This is a genomic window from Saezia sanguinis, from assembly GCF_963921665.1.
GTDB classification, from domain to species: domain Bacteria; phylum Pseudomonadota; class Gammaproteobacteria; order Burkholderiales; family Burkholderiaceae_C; genus Saezia; species Saezia sanguinis.
This window is the reverse complement of record NZ_CAWUGC010000003.1, coordinates 119,824-143,592: the sequence shown is the minus strand read 5'-3', so window position 1 is coordinate 143,592 and position 23,769 is coordinate 119,824. Positions and strand designations below refer to the sequence as shown.

General features: G+C 54.9%; 19 protein-coding genes. 9 read left to right on the top strand and 10 right to left on the bottom strand.

The genetic code is table 11. From position 1 onward, the window contains the following. The coding region (locus AACY98_RS03390; RefSeq protein WP_339801606.1) for an autotransporter outer membrane beta-barrel domain-containing protein at positions 1 to 2,713 on the bottom strand (2,713 nt) is incomplete at its 3' end. Positions 2,714 to 3,032: 319 nt separating this feature from the next. Further along, on the bottom strand, positions 3,033 to 6,173 hold the full coding sequence (locus tag AACY98_RS03385) for an autotransporter outer membrane beta-barrel domain-containing protein (RefSeq protein WP_339801603.1): 3,141 nt from the start codon (positions 6,171 to 6,173) through the stop codon (positions 3,033 to 3,035). Between the two features lie 655 nt (positions 6,174 to 6,828). Here AACY98_RS03385 and AACY98_RS03380 point away from each other — a divergent pair. From AACY98_RS03380 to AACY98_RS03350, 7 genes are all read left to right on the top strand, one after another. After that, positions 6,829 to 7,428, top strand: coding sequence for a GNAT family N-acetyltransferase (locus AACY98_RS03380; RefSeq protein ID WP_339801600.1), 600 nt, complete (start codon positions 6,829 to 6,831; stop codon positions 7,426 to 7,428). A 143-nt stretch (positions 7,429 to 7,571) separates the two neighbouring features. After that, on the top strand, positions 7,572 to 8,171 hold the full coding sequence (locus AACY98_RS03375; protein WP_339801597.1) for a GNAT family N-acetyltransferase: 600 nt from the start codon (positions 7,572 to 7,574) through the stop codon (positions 8,169 to 8,171). A 141-nt stretch (positions 8,172 to 8,312) separates the two neighbouring features. Next, the gene (locus AACY98_RS03370) at positions 8,313 to 8,915 is read left to right on the top strand and encodes a GNAT family N-acetyltransferase (protein ID WP_339801595.1); all 603 of its coding nucleotides are present in this window, start codon (positions 8,313 to 8,315) and stop codon (positions 8,913 to 8,915) included. Next, entirely contained in the window at positions 8,912 to 10,636 is a 1,725-nt protein-coding gene (locus AACY98_RS03365) for an AMP-binding protein (RefSeq protein WP_339801592.1), read from the top strand. The genes AACY98_RS03370 and AACY98_RS03365 overlap by 4 nt, the downstream gene beginning before the upstream one ends. A gap of 27 nt (positions 10,637 to 10,663) precedes the next feature. Then, positions 10,664 to 10,897, top strand: a complete 234-nt coding sequence (locus tag AACY98_RS03360) for an acyl carrier protein (RefSeq protein ID WP_126980839.1) — start codon at positions 10,664 to 10,666, stop codon at positions 10,895 to 10,897. Further along, on the top strand, positions 10,894 to 12,162 hold the full coding sequence (locus tag AACY98_RS03355) for a cytochrome P450 (RefSeq protein ID WP_339801588.1): 1,269 nt from the start codon (positions 10,894 to 10,896) through the stop codon (positions 12,160 to 12,162). The genes AACY98_RS03360 and AACY98_RS03355 overlap by 4 nt, the downstream gene beginning before the upstream one ends. Beyond that, entirely contained in the window at positions 12,159 to 13,079 is a 921-nt protein-coding gene (locus tag AACY98_RS03350; RefSeq protein WP_339801585.1) for an SDR family oxidoreductase, read from the top strand. Before AACY98_RS03355 ends, AACY98_RS03350 begins: the two co-directional genes overlap by 4 nt. Before the next feature lie 11 nt (positions 13,080 to 13,090). Here the strand turns inward: AACY98_RS03350 and AACY98_RS03345 are convergent, their stop codons facing one another. The 6 genes from AACY98_RS03345 to AACY98_RS03320 all read right to left on the bottom strand — a co-directional run bounded on the left by AACY98_RS03345 (position 13,091) and on the right by AACY98_RS03320 (position 20,102). Next, entirely contained in the window at positions 13,091 to 14,362 is a 1,272-nt protein-coding gene (locus AACY98_RS03345; protein ID WP_339801582.1) for an MFS transporter, read from the bottom strand. A gap of 210 nt (positions 14,363 to 14,572) precedes the next feature. Then, positions 14,573 to 15,274, bottom strand: a complete 702-nt coding sequence (locus tag AACY98_RS03340; protein ID WP_339801579.1) for a hypothetical protein — start codon at positions 15,272 to 15,274, stop codon at positions 14,573 to 14,575. Between the two features lie 70 nt (positions 15,275 to 15,344). Beyond that, entirely contained in the window at positions 15,345 to 15,668 is a 324-nt protein-coding gene (locus AACY98_RS03335) for a hypothetical protein (RefSeq protein WP_339801576.1), read from the bottom strand. Positions 15,669 to 15,787: 119 nt separating this feature from the next. Then, the gene (gene clpB, locus AACY98_RS03330) at positions 15,788 to 18,394 is read right to left on the bottom strand and encodes an ATP-dependent chaperone ClpB (protein ID WP_339801572.1); all 2,607 of its coding nucleotides are present in this window, start codon (positions 18,392 to 18,394) and stop codon (positions 15,788 to 15,790) included. 58 nt (positions 18,395 to 18,452) lie between these two features. Further along, positions 18,453 to 19,457 (bottom strand): adenylate/guanylate cyclase domain-containing protein, encoded by a 1,005-nt coding sequence (locus tag AACY98_RS03325; RefSeq protein ID WP_126980833.1) that lies wholly within the window; start codon positions 19,455 to 19,457, stop codon positions 18,453 to 18,455. A gap of 435 nt (positions 19,458 to 19,892) precedes the next feature. After that, positions 19,893 to 20,102, bottom strand: coding sequence for a DNA-binding protein (locus AACY98_RS03320; RefSeq protein ID WP_126980832.1), 210 nt, complete (start codon positions 20,100 to 20,102; stop codon positions 19,893 to 19,895). A 103-nt stretch (positions 20,103 to 20,205) separates the two neighbouring features. Here AACY98_RS03320 and AACY98_RS03315 point away from each other — a divergent pair, with 103 nt between their 5' ends. Together AACY98_RS03315 and AACY98_RS03310 are read left to right on the top strand one after the other, a co-directional pair. Further along, positions 20,206 to 20,784: a hypothetical protein gene (locus tag AACY98_RS03315; protein WP_339801567.1), complete on the top strand. Its 579-nt coding sequence runs from the start codon at positions 20,206 to 20,208 to the stop codon at positions 20,782 to 20,784. Between the two features lie 242 nt (positions 20,785 to 21,026). Continuing rightward, the gene (locus AACY98_RS03310; RefSeq protein ID WP_126980830.1) at positions 21,027 to 21,800 is read left to right on the top strand and encodes a ferredoxin--NADP reductase; all 774 of its coding nucleotides are present in this window, start codon (positions 21,027 to 21,029) and stop codon (positions 21,798 to 21,800) included. A 101-nt stretch (positions 21,801 to 21,901) separates the two neighbouring features. On the opposite strand, the gene AACY98_RS03305 is transcribed toward AACY98_RS03310, so the two are convergent. Both AACY98_RS03305 and AACY98_RS03300 read right to left on the bottom strand, forming a co-directional pair. Then, positions 21,902 to 22,708: an aldolase/citrate lyase family protein gene (locus AACY98_RS03305; RefSeq protein ID WP_339801564.1), complete on the bottom strand. Its 807-nt coding sequence runs from the start codon at positions 22,706 to 22,708 to the stop codon at positions 21,902 to 21,904. Positions 22,709 to 22,930: 222 nt separating this feature from the next. Beyond that, positions 22,931 to 23,680 carry an N-acetyltransferase gene (locus tag AACY98_RS03300; RefSeq protein WP_339801561.1) on the bottom strand — a complete coding sequence of 250 codons (750 nt, stop codon included), beginning with the start codon at positions 23,678 to 23,680 and terminating at the stop codon, positions 22,931 to 22,933. Positions 23,681 to 23,769 lie beyond the last annotated feature (89 nt).

Sequence of the window (23,769 nt, the reverse complement as noted above, 5' to 3'; positions counted from 1 at the left end):
TGCCGCCGTTGTAGCTGGCCTGGTTTTTGCCGCTCAGCCCGTCTACCCAGATGTTGCGTTCGGTGTCGATGTCCAGCCAGCTGTAGCCAACTCCGCCTTTGAGGTCTATGGCCCCAATGGTGGTGCGGCCGTAGCCGATGACGTGGAACGCGTCTATTTCGGCGTCTGAGGCTCTGGTGCCACGGATGTCCAGCCGCGTTTGTTCATAGCCACCGGCTACACCGATGGTGGTGGTGCCGTTGCTGTAGAGGTCGCTGCCGATGAGGAAGCCACCGCCGTTGTTGCTCAGGCGTTCTGCATTGCCATCAGCTTTAAGGTGGCCTTCATGGCCCCACACGCTGACCCACAGGTTTTTGTGGGGGTCCTGTTCTTTGGTGTTCAGGCTCCCCAGGTGCTGGTTGACTGCTGCGCGTGCGTACCGGCTGTTGGTGAACAGGGCACTCTTGGCACTCGCGTGGATTTCTCCACTGAGGTTGTCATAGGACGCACGGGCCTCCTCTGCGCTCATGCTGACGATGCTGTCGTAGACCGGGTGCCCGGGATTCAGGCCTTGTATGCCCCAGCCGGTGTTGATTTCGTTGTAGGTACCGCCGATGTCACCAAACCCAGTTTCGTTACGGGTGAAGTACAGGTACGCATGGGTAGGGTCGTACTCAAGCCCGGGCGTGAGGAACGCCAGGTTGGTGGTGATGCTGTCAAAGTGCCCAGTAACGCCTGTGTCGGCTGTCAGGAGGTCGTATTTGGTGCCTTCCTGCCAGCCGTTGGAGGCGGCTACAACGTGCACGGTTCCGCCGTTAAGGGTGATGGCACCGCTGCCGCCGTTGGCGGTGCTGGCGTGTATCATGTCCGTGGTGCGGTCCGGGTTGCTTTGGGCCCAGTACAGGGAACCGGGGTTGAAGGTGATGCTGTCTACGGTCAGGGTGTCCAGCGTCGCGCCCTGTGAGGTGCCGGGCGATACGGTGCCGCCGCTGCCCACGGTGACGTCACCGGCAATGATGCCGTTGCCGCTCAGGCTGCCGCTGCCGCTGATGGTCACCGGGCTGTTGACCCGCCCGAGTACTTCCAGGTAGCCGCCTGTGACGCCGGTGTTGCTGGCGGTGTAGTCACCGTTGATCAGGAAGAGGCCGCCGCTCACATAACCGTTGTCTATGCTCTGGCTGCCGTTGATCAACAGGGTGCCGCCTTCTACCGAGATGTCTCCGGTGAAGTTGGGCTGGTCTGCCAGCGTGGTGGTACCGGCAACCTGGCGGATCAGGCTGTAGCCACTGCCGCTCACGAGTGGCGTATCAAAGGTGTAGTTGCCGCTGGTATCGGTGTGGTTGAAGACGATGGTGCCGTTGCCCGCGCCAAACTGGATGTCCAGAATGTCCAGGATACCGGTGCCTTGGGCAGCCTGGCCTACCGGTGCGCCGATGTTGATGGTGCCGTTGCTGCCGGCTTCATCTGCCAGGTACAGCGTGCCCAAGCCGCCTGCATAAGCGGTTTCATAGTAATAGGATTGATAAGTGACCGGATCGTAACCGTAGTCATACTGTATCTGCCCGATGGAAAGTGTGCCGCCATTGGCCACGGTCAATTGCCCGGCGCCTGACTGGCCGACATACAGTTCACCAATTTCGCCCATCGAACCGCCGCCACTGAATGTGGTAGACCCTGCCACCTTCCAGATAGAACCGGCGCCGTCAATGGTGGCAACACCGGTGCCGCCGTTCACGCCCAGGCGTATAACTTCACCAGGTTCTGCTGTTCTCCATGCCGGCGTTGCCGTCAGCAATTGCGCACCCTGGGTGACATTCACCTCGCCATAACTGCCAGCGCCCTGGCCCACGGTAAACCCTGCGCCCAGTGCAGTACGGCTCTGATCGCCCGCCGCAGAGGTGCCGGATACGTTCAGAAAACCCTGCCCGCCATCATCGCCAATGATCAAGGGTACATCATAGTTGCCGCTACCCGAAACGCCCATGCTGAGCTTGCCGCCATTCAGAATGTTGATGGTCCCTTTGCTGCCTGCACCGCTCCCCAGTAAAAAGGGAGCGTTATTGTACATGGACCCAACACCGCTGCCATCAATATTGATCGTGCCTTCACCGCCATCCTGGCCCACAATCATCTGGCCATTAATGGCCACAGGAGCGCCATCATAGGTCTGGCTTTGCACGGTTTTACCCGTACCCAGCACATTCACCACACCGACCGAACCGCTCCCAATCCCCACATGAAAATCTTCCGCCGTGATCGTGGATGAATCAGAGTAGCTGCCGGTAGAAATATTATGTATGTTCAGTTCACCACTACCGCCATCCGTCCCGACGCTCAGCGTGGATGTGTAAAAATGATGTGAATATATGCTGGCAGGGTCGCGGTATATATCCAGGCTGCCTTGCTGGCCGGCACCGTTCCCGATGTAAAGACTCCCGCTGCCGCTGCCTACTCCTCCCACAGGAAAGTAGTTATTGACATCATTCATGATGAGTTCAGGGCGTTGATAGGTCGTTCCGTTTGTATTCAGAATGACACGCTCTGCCCCGTTGGGCCCATTCTCCGAAGATGTCCATTGCCAGTTGGATGCATCCTGCACATTGTTGCTGATGCCACCCACCCATGAGTAGGTATCGGCATTGGCAGCCAGGCTTGGCAATGCCAATACCATCAGTGCCCATAATTCACGATGCCGGAAGCGTTTGCCTCCAGCCAAAGCTTTTGATTTTTTCATGATCAATGCCCATTCAAATGCAATACGTATGTTGTCAGATTGCCAGCATTTATCATTATGTAAATTGCGCTGCTGGCTCAGCTTGCAATTTGGCTACATTATCTCGCAAAACAAGCTTCTGAAACACAGTGGTTCAGACAAAATAGCCCATTTCGTGAACTAGTTGGTTAGATAAGTATGAACATGTTCACACTTTGCTGCAAAACAACACCATTTTCCTTCACGGTTTCCTAAACCTGGCGCCCAAACGCCCTTCACATCACCCTGGTAGCAGGTATTCCTAGGTATTCCTGCATGACCAGGGTGCTTGTCTCTAAGCTCAGAAGTTCAGCCGCCACAGGACTTTGAGTGCATTGTCCCGGCTCCTGTTGCCGAACTCTCCCTCATACCCCACGCTCAGGTGCATGTTGTCTTGCAGCTCAAAGGTGGCCCCTGCCGCTATGATGGCACTGTCACGGTTCATTTCCACGCCCCGGATGTTGTAGCTGTACCCGCCTATGAAGTTGAGGTCGCTGTCTGCGGTGTCGCTGCCAAAGTTGTGTTGCCACCCGGCATCAGCATACAGGTTGATTTTGTCGTGGATGGTCAACTGCCCTCTCACGCCTACTGTGCTGCTCAGCCGGTCGTCTTTGCTGCTGCTGCCGTGCAGGATGCTGCTGCCTCCGCTTTCTGTGAACCCATCGGTCTTCAAGTGCTGGTACGCCAGGCCCGCATACGGGGTAACGCTCGCACTGTCGCTGAGTTCAAAGGTGTGGCTGCCTTCGGCAAAGATCTGGACCATGCCGCCGTTGTAGCTCGCCTGGTTTTTGCCGCTCAGCCCGTCTACCCAGATGTTGCGTTCGGTGTCGATGTCCAGCCAGCTGTAGCCGACGCCGCCTTTGAGGTCTATGGCCCCAATGGTGGTGCGTCCGTAGCCGATGACGTGGAACGCGTCTATTTCGGCGTCCGATGCTCTGGTGCCCCGGATGTCCAGCCGCGTTTGTTCATAGCCACCGGCCACACCGATGGTGGTGGTGCCGTTGCTGTAGAGGTCGCTGCCGATGAGGAATCCACCGCCGTTGTTGCTCAGGCGTTCTGCATTGCCGTCGGCCTTGAGGTGGCCTTCATGGCCCCACACGCTGACCCACAGGTTTTTGTGGGGGTCCTGTTCTTTGGTGTTCAGGCTCCCCAGGTGCTGGTTGACTGCTGCGCGGGCGTACCGGCTGTTGGTGAACAGGGCACTCTTGGCGCTGGCGTGGATTTCTCCGCTGAGGTTGTCATAGGACGCACGTGCCTCCTCTGCGCTCATGCTGACGATGCTGTCATAGACCGGGTGCCCGGGATTCAGGCCCTGTATGCCCCAGCCGGTGTTGATTTCGTTGTAGGTACCGCCGATTTCACCAAACCCAGTTTCGTTACGGGTGAAGTACAGGTACGCATGGGTAGGGTCGTACTCAAGCCCGGGCGTGAGGAACGCCAGGTTGGTGGTGATGCTGTCAAAGTGCCCGGTAACGCCTGCGTCTGCTGTCAGGAGGTCGTACTGCGTATTTTCCTGCCAGCCGTTGGAGGCAGCTACAACGTGCACGGTTCCGCCGTTAAGGGTGATGGCGCCGCTGCCGCCGTTGGCGGTGCTGGCGTGTATCATGTCCGTGGTGCGGTCCGGGTTGCTTTGGGCCCAGTACAGGGAACCGGGGTTGAAGGTGATGCTGTCTACAGTCAGGGTGTCCAGCGTCGCGCCCTGTGAGGTGCCGGGCGATACGGTGCCACCGCTGCCCACAGTGACGTCACCGGCAATGATGCCGTTGCCGCTCAGGGTGCCGCTGCCGCTGATGGTCACCGGGCTGTTGACCTGGCCGAGTACTTCCAGGTAGCCGCCTGTGACGCCGGTGTTGCTGGCGGTGTAGTCGCCGTTGATCAGGAAGAGGCCGCCGCTCACATAACCGTTGTCTATGCTCTGGCTGCCGTTGATCAACAGGGTGCCGCCTTCTACCGAGATGTCTCCGGTGAAGCCGGGCTGGTCTGCCAGCGTGGTGGTACCGGCAACCTGGCGGATCAGACTATAGCCGCTGCCGCTCACGAGCGGTGTATCAAAGGTGTAGCTGCCGCTGGTGTCGGTGTGGTTGAAGACGATGGTGCCGTTGCCCGCGCCAAACTGGATGTCCAGGATGTCCAGGATACCAGTGCCTTGGGCAGCCTGGCCTACCGGTGCACCGATGTTGATGGTGCCGCTGCTGCCGGCTTCATCTGCCAGGTACAGCGTGCCTGAGCCACCTGCAAAGTTGGTTTCATAATAGTAGGATTGATTCTTGACCGGGTCATAGTCGTTGCCATATTCCAGTTGGCCGATGGTAAGCTTACCGCCATTGCCCACGGTCAATTCGCCGCTGCCCGATACACCGACATGAAGCTCGCCCACCTGGCCCAGCGACCCTCCGGTGAAATAGGAATAACCTGCAACCTCCCAAATGGAGTTGCTGCCGTCAATGGTCACTTTGCCGGTACCGCCATTCACGCCCAACTGGATGGAAGCCGGGTCGTCATAAGCCGTCGTTGTCAGCAACTTGCCGCCTTGTGTGATGCTGACTTCTCCCAGCCCGCCGTTTTGCCCAACAGCCAAGCTGTTGCCGATAACCGCACGGCTGGCAACCCCGTCTGCAGACGTCCCGGATATATTCAAATACCCGGTGCCGCCGTCATCTCCCACAATAGGCCTGTAACTGGAAGGAACCCCCATGACCCCGGCGGTCAGCTTGCCGCCACCCAGAATGTTCATGGTGCCCTCACCGCCACTGCCCGAACCCAAAATAATATTTGTGCTGCTGTTTGCGGTGAAACCGGCCCCGTCGATCGTCAGGGTGCCCTTACCCCCATCAGTACCAATAGAGGCCGAGCCACTTTCCAAGGACAGGGTCGACATGCCCATGTTCTGGCTTTCAATGCTTTTACCCTGGCCCAGCAGGTTGACAACACCTTCGGAACCCGCGCCAGAACCAATGTTCAAACCGCCACTCACCTGAAAAATAGTGGGCTGGTAAGGAATTGAATCATTATGGTGAAGGTCTAACTGGCCTGAGCCGCCCTCAACCCCCACATTCAAAAATGAAAGATACGCATAATGACCACTGGTAAGGCTGTAATCCAGCCGGGTCGCCGTTAGAGCGCCCTGCTGTCCGCTGCCTGTGCCGATAGACAAAGACCTGGGTGTGTACGCGCCGCCTGGAGTCACAACAATGCCATTGCCATCTGCAATGGTGTAGTAGGCAGTCGTCCCATTGGTGTTGAGCACCATCTGGTCGTGACCATTGGGATCTGTATCCGTAGAGGTCAGTTGCCAGTTGTTTGCATCATTGAAATTGTTGTCCAGAATACCGGTCCACGTGTAGGTGTCGGCATGTGCCTGTAATGCAGGCAAAGCCAACAGCAAAAGCGTGTATAACTGGCGTTTGGGAAAACGATTCAAAGAGGTGCGCGTATTTTTCATAAGAGCCCAATAAAAGCAGAGTTATGGAACTGCCATGACCAGAAACAGTCATGATTTTTCATCATATCTATATGATATTTTTGAATTTTTTTTAGTTCGCAAGTAGGGGTATAAAACGTAATCGAACGTGAAATAGTTCCTATTTCACTGTCGATTGGAAACCACATTGAAAACAATATGTGTCGTTTTAATCACTAAGCGACGTTTTTTGATTTGATGTATTGAATCATTTGCCCATTAAACACCCATGATGTGGATTCATCTGAACGGCATGCAGCCGTTGAAATCATGTGATTTTCCAGCTCGCTACCACCCGTTTTTATAATTTCATATATTTTTCATGTATTTTATCTTTACTTATTGATTTAGCTGAAATAAGAGTGCAATAAAGCAACGACTTATCACAACGGCATAATCCTGCAAAATAACATGAGGGCAAACAACCCGGTATCAACCGGTTGCGCTCATCACCCCGGTTCACTATCCTATATGGAGGTGTTCGGCCTTATGGCATCAGCAGTACAGGCAGCAGTGCCGGCTTGAATTCCACTTTCCACCCCTAACGGTTTTTAAAACCGCGTTATGATTCAACCTGGGTTCTGATGTATCACCCAAGCAACATCGGTTCAATTTTGTGCGAGCAGGAGAGGAAGCCATGCAAACAGTCCACCCGCAACAGCGCCCGGCAGGCGCGCCTGTTTATATAGAAACCAATGGTTATTTGCTGCGCAGCCTGACCGCCGCAGACGCCACCCCGCGTTTTCTGCAATGGATCAACAGCCCTGAGCTGCTCAACGGCCTGAACCTGCCGCCATTGAACTTCACCCAGCAGACGCTGGCCCAGTTCATCAGCAGCTTTAATAACCTCAATAACTACCTGATCGGCATTTTCGACATAAAACAAAAACTGCTGATCGGCTTTTACACCATGGATGTCAGCCTGGTGCATAAAGTAGCCAACATCACGACCGGCATTGGCGAACACGCCTACGAAGGCAAAAAAGTCATGTGGGCTACACTGGACGCGCTGCTGGATTACTTCTTTGCTTTCCGCGATGTATACAAAGTGGTGGCCCGGGTGCTTGCCACCAACCGGCGCATGCTGTTCAACTTCATCGGCAACCCGCGCATGGTTCTGGAGGCACGCCTGTATAAAGAATGCATTGGCTTGAATGGCAAACGTGTGGACGTGCTGGTATTTTCGGGGTTTGAGGACCGGCAAGAAATGCTCAAGGCGGGCAAATCGCTGGAATAACCACCGCAGTGCCGTACCTGTAGCCCCTTTTTCCAAAAGAGTCATTACTTACATACAGATACAGCACCGCACCTTCTGCCCCCTAAAAAAACTGCCGGTACCGTTGAATACATGGCCCGTGTTTGATTTCGAGGAATTCTGTCATGAATACATTTGCCCACACCGCCCTCCCGGCAGGCGCACCTGTTTATATAGAAACCAATGGATTCCTGCTGCGCAGCCTGACCGCCGCAGACGCCACCCCGCGCTTTCTGCAATGGCTCAACAGCCCTGAACTGCTCAACGGCATGAACCTGCCGCCACTGAACTTCACCCAGCAATCGCTGGCCCAGTTCATCAGCAGCTTTGACAACCGAAACGGTTACCTGATCGGCATTTTTGACATGAAACAAAAACTGCTGATCGGCTTTTACACCATAGATGTCAACCTGATGCATAAGGTCGCCAACATCACTGCGGGCATGGGCGAACACGCCTATCCGGGTAGAAGTGTGCTGTGGGCAACCAATGACGCGCTGCTTGACCACTTTTTTACCTTTCGTGATATCGAAAAATTCTCTGCCCGTGTATTGGCAAGCAACCGGCGCATGCTGTTCACTTTTATCGGCTCACCCCGTTTTTCCCTGGAAGCCCGGCTCTATAAAGATTGTGTCGGACTGAACGGGCAAAGAGTGGATGTGCTGGTGTTTTCCGCTTTCCGGGATCTCAACGATATGCGCAAAGCGGGAAAAACCCTGCAATAGATTGGGGAGCGTATTTTGATCAAAAATGCGCTCTCAAGGCATGCCTCACATGGGCGCTGTTTTTCAATAAAATCGGGTTCATTATTTCATATACCCGCCCTGCCATGACAGGCAAGCTGCGTGTTCCAAAAAAGGCCTCTCATGAATGCGACAACACAGATGAAACAGCATGGCGCCGGGGCGCCTGTTCACATTGAAACCAATGGTTTTATACTGCGCAGCCTGACGGCTGCAGATGCCACACCCCGGTTTTTGCAGTGGATCAACAGCTCCGAATTCCTATCCGGCCTGAACCTGCGCGCACTGAATTTCACACACGAAAAACTGGTGCGCTACATTGAAAGCTTTGATAACCGCAACGGCTATCTTGTCGGTATTTTTGCCCCTCAAACCGGGCTACTGCTGGGACTTTACACGCTGGATGTCAATCTGATGCATAAAGTCGGCAACATCACCACAGGCGTTGGCGAACACGCCTACGAGGGCAAGGGCGTGTTATGGGCCACCATTGACGCGCTGCTGGACCATTTTTTTGCCTATCGGGATATTGACAAAATTACAGCCCGCGTTTTATCCAGTAACCGGCGCATGCTGTTCAACTTCATCGGAACGCCGCGCTTTGTCTTTGAAGCCCGCCTGTTTCAGGAATGCATCAGCATCGAAGGTAAACGTGTTGACACGCTGCTGTTTTGCACCTTCAAAGACCAGACACTGCTGGCCAAAGCCGGGCGTTCATTGAAATGACCACACCCCGGCACCCCGCCCAAAAAGCCGGCGGTTTTGACACCCTGGCACAGGCTCTGGACTATGCGGCGCAGGGCCAGAATGGGCTGCGCTTTTTCAGCACCAGCGGGGCTGTGACCAGTGAGTACACTTATGCGCAGTTGCGCCAGCACGCGCTGCAGATGGCCACTGTGCTGGCACAAAAAAAGCTGCCACGCGGCAGCCGGATTGCGCTGCTGGCAGAAACACGCCTGGAATTCATTGCACTGTTTTTTGCCTGCCAGTACCTGGGTCTGCTGCCCTGCCCGCTGCCTTTTACCTTGTTTGCCGCCGGGCGTGATGCCTATACCCAAAAACTGGTGCTGTTGCTGCAAGCCGCACAGGCCAGCCTGCTGGTCACACCGGCCAGTATTGAACCGGTGGCGCAGGCTGCTGGCGAACAGTTGCAGATCACCGTTGTCTCGTATGAAGCGCTGGCACAACAGGCCGCTGCATCACCCGCGCTGAATAAAGATACGCCGTTGCAGGCCGATGATGCCGCTTACATCCAGTTTTCCTCCGGCTCCACATCCAACCCGACCGGTGTGCTGATCACGCAGCGGGCAGTGGCTGCCAATATTGCCGCCATACTGCGCGAGGGGATGCAGATCACGCCTGAAGACCGCGCTTTTTCCTGGTTGCCGTATTATCACGACATGGGACTGGTTGGCTTTGTATTGGCACCAATCAGCGGGCAGGTTCCCATTGACTATTTGCCACCGGCCAGCTTTGCACGCCGGCCGGCCCTGTGGCTGGATCTGCTGTCGGCGCTGCACAGCACCATCACCTACGCGCCGGGGTTTGCTTATGCGCTGGCAGCCAAAAGGCTGGACCCGGACAGCCGGCTTGACCTGTCGGCACTGCGCATTGCCGGCATTGGCGGCGATATGATCCATGCGGCCACACTCAAAACCTTTGCGCAGCAAATGGCCCGCTATGGTTTTCGCCTGAATGCATTTGCACCCAGCTATGGGCTGGCAGAAGCCACACTGGCCGTAACCATGACACGGCCGGACCAGCCACCGCTGATCAAACACTTCACACACACCGGGCATCAGCAGGAGCTGGTCAGTTGCGGCCCGCCCCTGCCGGGCTATGAGATCAGGATCGTGCCGATGCCCTGCGATGGTATATCGCCTGCCCAGCCGTCCAGCCCGGCAGACCCGGTTGGCGAAATCTGGGTCAAAGGCCCCAGCATTGCCGCGCCCAATCTGACAGCCAACCAACGGCAGGCTGCCATGGATAAAGACGGTTTCATCGCCACAGGCGACCTGGGCTTTGTATATGAAAACCAGTTGTTTGTCACCGGGCGCAGCAAAGACCTGATCATCATCCGTGGCCGCAATATCTGGGCGCAGGATGTGGAATGGACGGTTGCCGCCTGCGACCACGCCATCCGGCCACAGCATGTATGCGCCATCGGTGTGCCTGATGGGAATAGTAACGGTGATGGCAATGGCAATAACGATGGCGAAAGCGAAGGCGAGCGTCTGGTCATTCTGGTACAAAACCACCTGAGCGACCCGCAGCAGCGCGCGCAACTGCAACAACGCCTGCTGCAGGCCGTCAGTGCCGCTTACGGTGTTGCCGCCACTGTGCTGTGGGTTGAGCCACATCAATTAACCCTGACCTCATCGGGCAAATTAGCCCGCCAGGCGATCAGGGCGCGTTTTTTATCAGGTACATTGTCTATAATCAACTAGCCCCGAACCTTTACAAAGGAGAATTGCATGGACTATTTACAAAAAGCCAAAGAGATTATTTCCGGTTGCCTGCTCATTCCGGTAGAAAAAATACCCAACAGCGGCACACTCAACGATATACAACCACTGGACAGCCTCAGCTTTGAAAACATGGTGACTGAAATGGAAAAAACCGTCGGTCATGAAATAGACGCCATGGATTTGCTGGAGATACGTTCTGTCGAAAGCATGGCTGCCCTTTTAAAGAAAGAGATGACATGATTCAAACGGGTTTAGACCTATGTAACCATCTTCATGACCTGGCCCGTACACACAATGGCCAAAATGTCTGGGTTCGTTTCAGCGATGTGCCGATATTTTTGATACAGCGCTTTGAAGATGCCGATTACGTATTACGTCTGAACCACAAGAATTATCTGAAAAACATGGTCTGGTTCCGCCAGGCCATCGGCAGGTCGCGTTTCTCTGAAGACGGACAGGAATGGGAAGTCCGCCGCGACCTGACACAACCCTTTTTCGTCCGTTTCGACCGGCAGGCCACCTTTGCCCTGGCCTGCAAATATGCCCGCAAAGTGCTTCCTGAGCTGGTTCGCGCCAGCCAGGCGGGCCAGACCACGATGGACGACGATACCTTGCGGCGCATGGCCATCTCGGTGCTGATTGAAAACTTTTTTGGCATTACGCTGGAGCAGGCCAATGTAGACATTACCAACCTGGGGCACCTGATGGAATACAGCGCAGACATGGCGCTGGTTCCGCCCGGACAATCCAGCCAGGCTTCCAAAGAGCTGCAACACAAGCTCACCGAACTGCGCCAGCAAACGCTCAAAGACCTGGCACCGTTCCGCCAGGGAAAAATACCTTCGAGCCCGCTGCTGGATGCTTTGCTGCAAGCCGACCGCGACGGAAAAGTCGTGCTGGAACACGAACTCCTCACCCTGTTTTCCGCCGGCGCGGAAACCACCGCCGCCACGGTTGGCTGGCTGTGCTACCTGCTGGCACGTTATCCGCAAAAACAGGAAGAGCTATACCAGATATGCGCGCCGTATACCGATACCGCAGACTGGCAGAGCATCTCCAAGCTGGAGCTGATCGGCGCCTGGATTTCCGAAGCCCTGCGCCTGTTTCCGTCATCACCGATTCTGGACCGTCTGGCTATTCAGGACGACGTCATCGGGGGCGAGCCGATTAAAGCCGGGCAAAATATCATGATATCGCTGATTGGCGTGCAGCATGACGAGCGCCTGCATCCCTCTGCCTGGGAACTGCACCTGGGAGACGACAAGCGCCCGGCGCAAAACCGCAAGAACAGTGGCGTCAATACGGCGTTCAGCCTGGGCCCCCGGGTATGCGGAGGCAAAAATTTTGCACTGGTTGAGCTTGCAGGCTTTCTGCACACCTTGGTCACCCATGCCCGTTTTACCCTGACGTCCGAAACACCCCCCCGGTTTGCCTGGAAAGCGCTCATGCTGCGCGAAGGCGGGCAGCCCGTTCATGTCGCTATGCGTGAGGGCGTATCCCTGTGAGCGCTGTGAGCAACACCCAAACCTGGTTCATCACCGGCGCAGGCGGCGGTTTCGGGCTGGAGCTCACACGCCAGCTACTGGCACTCGGAAAACAGGTCGCAGCCACCACCCGTGCCAGCTTTGACGCGCTCAATTCCTTGCAGGCACAATACCCGCAGCAGTTATGGGTCAGCAAGCTCGATGTCACCGAGCTTGACAGCATTGCCCCGGTGATCAAAGCGGCGCACGAGCACTTTGGATCGATCGACGTCCTGGTCAGCAACGCAGGTTATGTTTTACTGGGCGCCCTCGAAGAACTTGAACCTGAGCAGATACACCGGCAGCTTCAGACCAACCTGTATGGCCCCATCTTCCTGATACGCGCCATACTGCCGTACATGCGCCAGCAAAAGCACGGACGCATTATTCAGCTTTCCAGCGAGGCCGGGCAGATTACATTTCCGGCGCTGAGCCTGTACCATGCCAGCAAATGGGGCATTGAAGGGTTCTGCGAATCCGTTGCGCGCGAAGTGGCGGCGTTTGATATTCACATCACCATTGTGCAACCAGGCCGCGCATCGACAGACATTGATGAGCATGCGCAAACCTCTGTCGGCCAGTTACCGGCCTATCAGCAGTCCACCGTGGGGCTTTACAGAAAACTGCTCACCATGGGGCGTTTTCCAAGCATTGGCGACCCGGTCAAAATAGCGGCCCGCATCATTGAAGCCGCACAGGCACCACAGCCGCCTTTGCGGCTGGCGCTGGGAGAAGACGCTTATAAAAACATCTCGCGGGCACTGCAGGAGCGTTTGCAACAACTGGAAGCCCAAAAAGACGTGGCCTGCTCCACCAGCCGTACCGATGGCATTGACCAACGCCCGCCCCAGACCACACCGCGGCCAAGCATCTGCCAGACACAAAAAAAATCAGGCTGAAAAAGACCGCTCTATACGGAAGACTTGGCTCCGGCCCCGGTACGCCGCACATTGAACGCGCTGGCAATCAACACGCCCTGCACCACGGCCAGTGCAATAAACAGCCCGGCATAGTTCTGGTGGTCCATCAGGCGGCCATAGATCATTGGCGCCAGCCCCTGCCCAATATCCAGCCCGGCATACACAATGCCAAACACCCGGCCACTGGCGCGCGCCGGCGTTGCACGTTTGACAATCAGGTCCCGTGAAGGCCCGGCAATCCCGGTGGCAAACCCCATCAGCATGAACATGACCGGCACCATCACCACCGGCAGCGGCAGGAAAGCCACCCCCAGCGCCACCGTGGCCGAGCAGCCAAAACCGACGCCGACAATCTTTTCGCAGCGAGACGGATCAGAAGCCAGAAAACCACCCCAGACCATGCCGGCCATTGAAGCGACCATGAAAAATGTGACGCAATACGCCGCCCACTGTTCCGACAGGCCAAACAGCCCGTGCACCGCCACGGCCGCGTAAGTCTGGATGGCGCTGCCACTGAGCGCATAAAAGAAGAAAAAGCCCATGCACATCCAGATGGCGGGCAGCTTTAAAAATGCAAACGTGGACTCCTGCGGCACCTGGCTGTCAGCACGGCTGGCAGCCCTGGTGCTGGCGGAAAGTTTCATCTCCGTCAGCGCAGCGCCCCCCAGCAAACGGCGCTGGGAAAACACCACCAGCAGCACCACAGCCACCAGCGCCGCCGCAGCGCCCATGGCAATCCGCCAGGACGAAGTGGCCGCCGCAATCGGCACCACAAACACCGGCGCCAGCGCCCAGCCCAGCGTACCGGTAATACCGTGCGCACTGTAGGCATGTGCCAGCCGCCGGGACTTCACCAGCCAGTTCAGCAGCGTGTAATCGGCCGGATGAAACACCCCGTTCCCCACGCCCAGCGCCACCGCCGACAACAGCAGCATCCAGTACGAGGTACTGAGCGCATACCCGCTGATGCCCAGCACAATCAGGGTCAGCCCGGTCAGCAAAATGGGGCGCGGGCCCTTGGTATCCACAATAAAACCGGAAGCCGTCTGGGTGATGAATGACGAAGCAAAAAACACCGTCAGCACAAACCCCAGCTGGGTATAGTTAACGCCGAAATCCACCGTCATGCGCGGCGACAGCAGCGGCAGTACCAGTTGCGCAAAGTGGCTCATGGCATGCGCAATGCCCACCACAGCCATCACACGAAAGTCATGGTTCTTGCGGTCAAAGCGGCTCCCATATTCCGGGGCTGCGGTTTGCATGGGTGTATTCAATGTCAGCTCTTATATCAAACAGTTCATCAAACATGCCTGTCCTGAACCCTGTTTTGCAAAATGCCCGAATGCATCTTGCCGGATTCGCGGCTACAACCCCATGATTATCTCAAAAACCGCTGCTCCAAGCTTTGCACATCTTTTGCACACCATTTAGATGGTGGTCATTGAAAAACACGGCAGTGCAGACGGTGTGCGTTACCACCATAAAAATGTTCTTCCGGATGAAGGTGCATCGGAAGCGGCCGTAGACACCATACTCACGTCACAAACCAGCATCAGCTCACAAGCACCATCACCCTGGTCGGTGCGCGACAGTGAACTGCTCCAGCGCCGTCCATTGTCCTGCTCAACACGAACCAGCCAGCCATGTAAACGCACGGTATCGTCCACACGAATACCTGCTATCGCCTTGGCCACTTCATAATTGGCAGGAATCAGATGCATGTTGGCAGCATGCCGGTTGATTTCGGTATAGCTGATCGGGGGATTTCCGGCTCTGGCGGTCCAAGATCCAAAGCGCCGGTTCTGGCCGAAAACAAGCTTGCTGGTTACATCTTCTCTGGCCATAGGCCCCCAGCCCACCAGAATATCCATCGGCGATACGTCGTGACTGTAATCCTTGCGCGATAAAACGCGGGCTTCTATGCTGTACCCGGCCAGAGGGATAATGGTTGCCTGCGAAAACTGAAACGGCCTCAGGCCGGCAGGCACATTTGTTTGCAAGGGATCAGCGCCTGAGCGTACCGAAGGCGGCAACACAGGGCAAATCATCCCCTCCCCCAAAGACTGGGGCATGCCCTTGCGGGCCTCAGAATGAAATACCGACGAATGCTCTTTCCAGACAAAAAAGAGTCCTACGAAAATAATCAGGACCACCAGTTTGGATAACGCACTCAATCCCGGCCCCCTGAATGGGGGACTTCACCCCTCATGAGGTGCAGGCACTTGTCAAGGAAACAATAAGGCATCAGCGGTTGATCTGGTGCGGAGGATCGTCATCCCCATGCGTGGGGTCGCTTTTAACTTCAATATCCACCACATCATCCATTGCGCGCTGGCTTGGGCGCGGCGGATTCTGGCCGGCACGGCCATAAAAGAAATCAAAGCCCTGCCGCGGCGTAAAACGAAATGCACTGAACGTTGGCCGGGGTTTTCCGGTAATCTTGTACCACAGCGAGCGCAGCAACCACAGCCCTGCGAGCACCAGGCAGATAAAGACCAGCAGCATGAAAAACATCAGCCCGATGAAAAACAGCGCAATGCGAAAAATAATCTGAATCAATGTATCCATAAAGTGGGTTGCGGCCAAAACTTTCATTCCTTGATGATCAAAAACCCAGCATACCCTGTTTGAGCGGGTGATGCCGGGTAAAGTTCATGATAACACGATGAACACGATATGGGAGCCGCTTACTCCTGCGCCTCGAGTTTGAACTGAAACTCACCGGGTGCCTGAATCGGGTCCACATCCACTTCAATCACCGACTTGGGCATGAACCGGCCTTCCAGCAGCAATTTGGAAAGCGGATTTTCAATGCGCTGCTGAATCGCGCGCTTGAGCGGGCGGGCCCCAAACAGCGGGTCAAAGCCCACTTTCGCCAGCTCTGCCAGCGCGTTGGGTTTGACATCCAGTTTGAGATCCATTTTTTCCAGCCGTGCTTCCAGATAACCCAGTTGAATCTTGGCAATGGCTTCGATGTTTTTCGCATCCAGGCTGTGGAATACCACGGTTTCGTCAATCCGGTTCAGAAACTCGGGCCGGAAGTGCTGCTTCAGTTCATCCCATACCGCGTCCTTGATCTCGGCATGATCGCGCCCGACCATGCTCTGAATCAGGTGCGAGCCCAGGTTGGAGGTCATCACCACCACAGTGTTTTTAAAGTCCACCGTGCGGCCCTGCCCATCGGTCAGGCGGCCATCGTCAAGCACCTGCAACAACACGTTGAACACGTCCGGGTGCGCTTTTTCCACTTCGTCCAGCAACACCACGCTATACGGTTTGCGCCGGATTGCTTCGGTCAGGTAACCGCCTTCGTCATAGCCCACGTAGCCGGGCGGCGCACCAATCAAGCGGCTCACAGAGTGCTTCTCCATGAACTCACTCATGTCAACGCGCACCAGATGCTCCTGCGAATCAAACAGGAACGCTGCCAGCGCCTTGCACAGCTCGGTTTTACCAACACCGGTTGGCCCCAGGAACAGGAACGAACCATAGGGCCGATTCGGGTCTGACAAGCCCGAGCGTGAACGGCGGATCGCATCGCTGACCGCCTGCACCGCTTCATCCTGCCCCACCACACGCTGGTGCAGGTATTCTTCCATGTGCAGCAGTTTCTGACGCTCGCCCTGCATCATCTTGGAAACCGGAATACCGGTAGAGCGTGACACCACCTCGGCAATTTCTTCGGCACCCACCTGCGTGCGCAACAGTTTGTTGCCGCCCTGCCCGCCTTTGCCGCTGGATTCCTTGGCCTGCGCCTCATTCAACTGCTTTTGCAGTTCGGGCAGTTTGCCGTATTGCAGCTCGGCCACCTTGTTGAAGTCGCCCTTGCGCTTGTAGTCTTCAATCTGCAGGTTGATCTGGTCAATCTCTTCCTTGATGTGCGCAGACCCTTGCGCTGCCGCCTTTTCCTGCTTCCAGATTTCTTCCAGGTCGGCGTATTCTCTGGAGAGTTTTTCAATTTCCTCTTCAATCAGGCCCAGGCGCTTTTGAGACGCCTCATCCTTCTCTTTTTTCACCGCTTCGCGCTCAATCTTGAGCTGGATGATACGCCGGTCCAGCCGGTCCATCACTTCGGGTTTGGAGTCAATTTCGATCTTGATCTTGGCCGCCGCCTCGTCAATCAGGTCAATCGCCTTATCGGGCAGAAAACGGTCGGTGATGTAGCGGTTGGAAAGCTCGGCCGCAGCGACAATCGCCGGGTCGGTAATCTGCACGCCATGGTGCACTTCATAGCGCTGTTGCAGCCCGCGCAAAATGGCAATGGTATCTTCCACCGAGGGCTCTTCCACCAGCACCTTCTGGAACCGGCGCTCCAGTGCGGCATCTTTTTCAATGTACTTGCGGTACTCGTCCAGCGTGGTGGCGCCTATGCAATGCAGCTCGCCGCGCGAAAGTGCGGGCTTGAGCATGTTGCCTGCGTCCATTGCACCTTCGGCCTTGCCGGCCCCCACCATGGTGTGGATTTCGTCAATGAACAAAATGATGCGCCCCTCTTCTGCAGACACTTCTTTGAGCACCTGTTTGAGCCGCTCTTCAAATTCACCACGGTATTTGGCCCCGGCCAGAAGGCCTGCCATATCCAGCGAGAGCACTTTTTTATCGCGCAGCGTATCGGGCACTTCGCCTGAAATAATGCGCTGGGCCAGCCCTTCCACAATGGCTGTTTTACCCACACCGGGCTCACCAATGAGCACCGGGTTGTTTTTGGAACGGCGCTGCAATACCTGAATGGTGCGGCGAATCTCTTCGTCACGCCCGATCACCGGATCGAGCTTGCCCAGGCGGGCGCGTTCAGTCAAATCCAGTGTGTATTTTTTCAGCGCTTCGCGCTGGCCTTCCGCATCCGGGTTATCTACGGTAGCGCCGCCACGCACAGCGGTAATGGCGTCTTCGAGCGCCTTGCGGCTCAGGCCAAACTGGCGCACCAGTTCACCGGTACTGTCCTTGCTGTCGGCCAAAGCCAGTAAAAACATTTCACTGGCCACATACTGGTCGCCACGTTTAATGGCTTCTTTTTCAGCGGCCTGCAATAAACGGACGGAATCGCGCCCGAACTGAACCTGTTCCTGCCCCTGCACCGTCGGCAAACGGTCTATAGCGGCATCCGCCGCTTTTTGCAAACCGGGTACATTGACGCCAGCGCGTGCCAGCAGCGATTTCGGGCCATCCTGCTGCTCCAGCATCGCTGCCAGAATATGCACCGGCTCAATATAGGCATGGTCGTGCCCCAGTGCCAACGACTGTGCCTGGCTTAACGCATCGGTAAAAATAGATGTAAATTTTTCTTGTGGCATATATGAATATCTCCTGTCTGATCCGTTAATTGAGGACCAGCGCCACAAAATTCAAGCGTTACCCGGCCTCAGGATGCCCTATTTTTTTATTCGTAATCGAAAACCGCAGGAAAGGCGGCATATTCTGACCGGATTCATCTACTTTTTTATGCCGGTCCAGCAACCCCAGAATGATATACCCGTCGCGCGACAATGCGCAACGCTGGCGGCGCAGCGAAAGCGGAAAGGAAGACTCCAGATCACTTGTCCCGTACTGCACCATGGTACCATTAATGCTGATATCGGTGAGATAAAACTGACCATCAAACCAGTCCAGCCGCACATGGGTACGCGACACCCGGTTATCAGGCACCACCAGATCACACTCCGATGAGCGGCCAATCGTGACCGGCATGGACTCATTGCCGAAAAAATAAGGCGTTTGCCCGAACTGCAACTCTATGGAAGACACAATGTCGCCACTGATAAAGTGTTTGACACTGGCGCCGGTATCATTGAACTGGGTAATATCCCCTGACTCACTGCTTTCTACCGAGAGGTTCAGGCCATAAATCAGCTCAGGCGAGCTTTTGCCACGCAGAAATACCCGCCCCAAACGCCGGCAGCCTTCGCGCGTGGAAAATGCCAGTTGCGTATAAACCGCCGCCGTCAGCAGCAGCTCTCCAGGCTTGGCCAGCGTCAGCAGCCTGGAAGCGACGTTGACAATATCGCCATAGGCGTCGTTGTCCACTTCAATCACCGCACCATAATCAATGCCCACACGCACGGCAACGCCGTGGTCTGGCGCAAGCACGCCCCCCATCGACAGCGCATCCGAAGCCATGAACACCGTGCCCAGTTGAAGGCAGGCCCGCACAGCGAATTCCGCTTCATCAAAAATCGCCATCACACCATCGCCGAGGAACTTTAAAACCTTCCCCCCATGCTGCTGCAAATGCGTTGCGATATCGCTGGTGATTCTGCGCACAAAGCCGGTTGCGTCTTTGTCGCCAATGGCTTCAAACAGCGTGGTACTGCTGCTCAAATCGACAAACACAACGGCTTTTTCAAATGTATCCTGCACTCATCTATCCTTTAAGGAACCAGCGGTTAACCTGATGGTTATACTTTTCTCAATTATAAAAGTAAACTCAATTCATTCTTGTAAAGAAACAATACTCACATACGAATATTCGCTTCTGTAAACCAACACATACAGATCAATATACCGCTTTCAACCTTAACATACGTGTGCGTCAACTACTTTTTCGAGGCTGTCTGAATGTTCTAAGCGTTCCATCTTTCAGCACCAGCCCCGTACAGACAGCCCGGACTATAGCAGATATGAAACTACCGCTATGCGCCAAGGGCTTGCCAATGATATCAAAATATACACCACAGCAGGCCTGTTGAACAACTTACAACCACATTATTTGATGCCGGAGTACAAAGTACCGGGAAAATTACGGAAAATAGGTTGCCCGCTTTCGACAAATTTATACAAAAATACTGTCCCGATTCAATGTTTACGCTTAGAATGTAAGAGTTCACTATCTTTGATGCCAAGCGCTACGGCAATTCTGTGGCTTTGGCCTCTGAGACACTTGCGGTCTCCTCTCAGAACAGCATACACAAGAACCCTGCTGAATTGATGATGAGATGCCCACTCGGTAATGGTTATTCCCCTTCGATTAAACTCTGCGAGAACTTCACGAACGGTCCGTGCCATTGATAGCAGCTCCAATTGTCTAATTTTAATTAATTTTGTGCAATTATATGCAATTTTTAACCCGCTGATCAAACATTATTTTGTATAATATTGTATAATGCCTGTGAACGACTTTGACCAAATACTGCTGCGTTTAAAAGCGCAATTGGATGTTGCATCCAATAAAAAAGTGGCTGAACTGCTTGGCATGTCTTATGGTGCATTCAACGCCCGCAGCCAGCGCAAGTCGTTCCTGGAAGAAAAGCTGCGCATACTGAGTGAAAAGCGCCCGGAGTTGAATCTGGACATTGAATACATACTCAACGGCGCACCTGCCCGCACAGGCAAAACACCTTGGACACCCGCAGTCAACACCGCCACACCACACACGGTGCAGGAAAACAGCGTCAGCCACAGCCTGGGCAATGCGGCTTCCAACCCCGAAGCATTTGCTGCCAAACGGCGCGAAGCGGCCCGGCAGATTGATGCCATACTGGACAAAATAGGTTTCACCGCTGCACATACCTTGTTGCGCAACACCATGGCAGAACTGTTACAGCACGGACAGATTACGGTTGAGGCAGCAGAAACGCTGCTGACCATCGCGCACGATGATCACGAGTTCTACCAGAAGCAGGGGCAGGCGCAGGGGCAGGAGCAAGAACATGCGCACAAAGCCGGTTTAAGCAAAAACAAAAAGTAACGCCGCTAAGGCCGCCATGCACACGCATTCGGCAACGCCGCCTTATTTGATGAGTTCTGACCCTAATCAACCGTTTGAAACACGGAAATCTTTCAACACACCTTATAACCGTTATACTTGGCGGGGCAGCCACAGCATTAGAAATGCGCCAATCCAACCCGGCAGCAGACCATCAATGCGCAGCGCCCGAATATTCAAACACCATTAACAACCGAATTATTTTGTATTTTTAGCACGTTACTATGAGCGCCTTTCATCACGAAAAAGTTTTAACCGTTCACCACTGGACAGACCGCCTCTTCTCCTTTACCACCACACGCGACACCGGATTGCGCTTTTCCAACGGGCATTTCACCATGATTGGCCTGATGGTCAACAACAAGCCGCTGCTGCGCGCTTACAGCATCGTCAGCCCCAACTATGAAGAAACGCTGGAGTTCCTGAGCATCAAGGTGCAGGACGGCCCGCTCACCTCGCGCCTGCAGCATATTCAGCCGGGCGATACCGTCATTGTCGGCAAAAAGCCCACCGGCACCCTGCTGATCGATTATCTGCTGCCCGGCAGGCGCCTGTACCTGCTGGCCACCGGCACCGGGCTGGCTCCTTTCATGTCCATCATCCGCGATCCTGAAACTTACGAACGCTTTGAACAGGTGGTACTGATTCATGGTGTGCGTTTTATCGAAGAACTGGCGTACAGAGAATACATTGAACAGCATCTGCCCAAGCACGAATTTTTAGGCGAGATGATTTCCCAGCAACTGCTGTATTACCCCACCGTCACGCGCGAACCGTTTGAAAACCAGGGCCGCATTCCGGCCATTCTGGACAGCGACCGGCTGGCCCAGAAATGGGAACTGCCGCGCCTGAATCCGGCAGAAGACCGTGCCATGATCTGCGGCAGCCCCGAAATGCTGCGCGACCTGAAAACACTGCTGGAACACTGGAACTTCAAAGAAGGCAACACCACCCGCCCGGGCGACTTCGTCATCGAACGCGCATTTGTTGAGCAATAAGCCGGGGCTGACTGCGCTGCCATGCCGCCGTACCGCCGCAGCATACCTCAAGCAGGCGGCTTGCCACAGCATGGTACAGGTACATGCTGCCTATCCAGATTTCAGCTCCCATGCGGATGCGACAGGGCTTCAAAGTCCTGCAAAATCCGCATGGCGCCATTCGTCAGCACCAGCGCATCCATACCCAATGCCACAAAAACAGCACCCAGATCCATATAACGCCGGGCATACTTTAAATCGGCCATCAGAATACCGGGCGCCTTGCCGCATGCTTTGATGCGCTTGATCGCATCTTCAATTGCCGCCTGAACCTGGGGGTGAAACGGCTCTCCCGGATACCCCATGCTGGCAGACAAATCCGCCGGGCCAATGAAAACGCCATCCACACCTTCCAGGCAGGTCATCGCCTCCAGATTTTCCAGCGCGGTCTGCGTTTCGGCCTGAATCACCAGGCAGATTTCATCTTCACAACACTTGACATAACCTTTAAGCTGGCCATAACGCGCAGCCCTGGTTGCCGGCCCACCCATGCCCCGGATGCCCAGCGGCGGGTAACGCACGGCCTGTACTGCCTGCTGTGCTTCCTCCAGCGTATCCACACTGGGAATCAACAGCGTCTGCGCCCCCATATCCAGAAAACGCTTGATCAGCACCACATCATTGCAGGCCGGGCGTACCAGTGCCGAAACAGGCTTACCAAGAACCGCCTGCGCCGCACCAACCGCCTGCAACTGCGCCACAATATGCCCCATGTCCGCCGGGCTGTGCTCGGTATCGAGCATGATCCAGTCATAACCGCAGCAGGCAATCAATTCCGTACTGATCGGATTGGTCAGCGTTGACCACAGTCCCAGTTGAGGCTGTCCCTGGCGTATGGCTTTTTTAAAATGGTTGACCATCAGTTCCATGAGTAAGCTCCTGTGTGATCGGCTCAATTGCCTTTGTGTGTATGTGTACGCCCATTTAAACCACGGCCTGTTTTTACAGCCTACAGCCAGCGCATGAAAATAATTATTCTGCCTTACCTCACAGGCGCATAGCGTAATAACCCTCAGAATCATGCAAGCCAGGCAAACCAAACAGGCCAGCCAGGCACAACAGGACAACTGGGCAACAGGCCTCCCGCCCCTTCATTTTTTAAGTATTCTCTTTAAGTAGTTAACATCCAGCAAATTCACCGTCTCAAAATTGCCTTTATAAAAAACACCCCAGTTATTAAAAACACAAGGCAGTTCCTTGGCTTTTTGCAGCGTATCCACTTGGATGAAAGATACAGGCACGTCATTCACTTCGCAATACTGTTTGATCATCTCAACGCTTTGGCAGACATAAGGGCATTGCATACCGTAATAAATCGTCAGCGCTTTGTTTTCAATCTTGGGGGTTTTCACATTGGGTGCGAACTTTGGCACTGTTCCGTCAAAAGAAAGTGCAAGCAGCTCATAGCCATAATCGGTCGTATCCACCACCTCAAAGCCGAACCTCTTGGCAAAAGCCTGGTCAGAAAGCCAGGCTTTTTGTTTTTGCGCTCCAAGCATACAAACGCCGGATTTGCCCTTTTCTTTGGCATCCGCCAGACAATACGCCATCAGCGATTTGGCATACCCCTTGCCTTTGTCACTCCCCAAAACCCATAAGCAATACAGATAAACATAGTTGTCGCCAATGATGGGAACCCAGGCGGTTTCAAGAGGTGCATATTCAATAAAAACGGTTGCCTTCGCATTCAGCTTTCTGAAGACATGGCCTTCACCAAGGCGCTCGGAAAGCCATTGCCGCTTTGCCTCAACACCCGGATGCGGCTTTTTGCTGCGGATAATGCAGCATAAATGCTCGTCTGCAAGGTTTTCTGCTGTCAGGTTGATGAAGTCAGTATTCATGTGCACCTTTGCTTCAAAGGGATACCCATTGCTTATGATGCTGCGAAACCATCTTTAACACATCGATTCTGCCTACTCTACTACACGGC

Bases quoted from the DNA above. Each gene is read 5' to 3' on its own strand.
- AACY98_RS03300 (WP_339801561.1), bottom strand. From the start codon at position 23,680: ATGAATACTGACTTCATCAACCTGACAGCAGAAAACCTTGCAGACGAG.
- AACY98_RS03345 (WP_339801582.1), bottom strand. From the start codon at position 14,362: ATGCAAACCGCAGCCCCGGAATATGGGAGCCGCTTTGACCGCAAGAAC.
- AACY98_RS03355 (WP_339801588.1), top strand. From the start codon at position 10,894: ATGATTCAAACGGGTTTAGACCTATGTAACCATCTTCATGACCTGGCC.
- clpB (WP_339801572.1), bottom strand. From the start codon at position 18,394: ATGCCACAAGAAAAATTTACATCTATTTTTACCGATGCGTTAAGCCAG.
- AACY98_RS03370 (WP_339801595.1), top strand. From the start codon at position 8,313: ATGAATGCGACAACACAGATGAAACAGCATGGCGCCGGGGCGCCTGTT.
- AACY98_RS03310 (WP_126980830.1), top strand. From the start codon at position 21,027: ATGAGCGCCTTTCATCACGAAAAAGTTTTAACCGTTCACCACTGGACA.
- AACY98_RS03380 (WP_339801600.1), top strand. From the start codon at position 6,829: ATGCAAACAGTCCACCCGCAACAGCGCCCGGCAGGCGCGCCTGTTTAT.
- AACY98_RS03385 (WP_339801603.1), bottom strand. From the start codon at position 6,173: ATGAAAAATACGCGCACCTCTTTGAATCGTTTTCCCAAACGCCAGTTA.
- AACY98_RS03305 (WP_339801564.1), bottom strand. From the start codon at position 22,708: ATGGAACTGATGGTCAACCATTTTAAAAAAGCCATACGCCAGGGACAG.
- AACY98_RS03375 (WP_339801597.1), top strand. From the start codon at position 7,572: ATGAATACATTTGCCCACACCGCCCTCCCGGCAGGCGCACCTGTTTAT.
- AACY98_RS03335 (WP_339801576.1), bottom strand. From the start codon at position 15,668: ATGGATACATTGATTCAGATTATTTTTCGCATTGCGCTGTTTTTCATC.
- AACY98_RS03360 (WP_126980839.1), top strand. From the start codon at position 10,664: ATGGACTATTTACAAAAAGCCAAAGAGATTATTTCCGGTTGCCTGCTC.
- AACY98_RS03320 (WP_126980832.1), bottom strand. From the start codon at position 20,102: ATGGCACGGACCGTTCGTGAAGTTCTCGCAGAGTTTAATCGAAGGGGA.
- AACY98_RS03365 (WP_339801592.1), top strand. From the start codon at position 8,912: ATGACCACACCCCGGCACCCCGCCCAAAAAGCCGGCGGTTTTGACACC.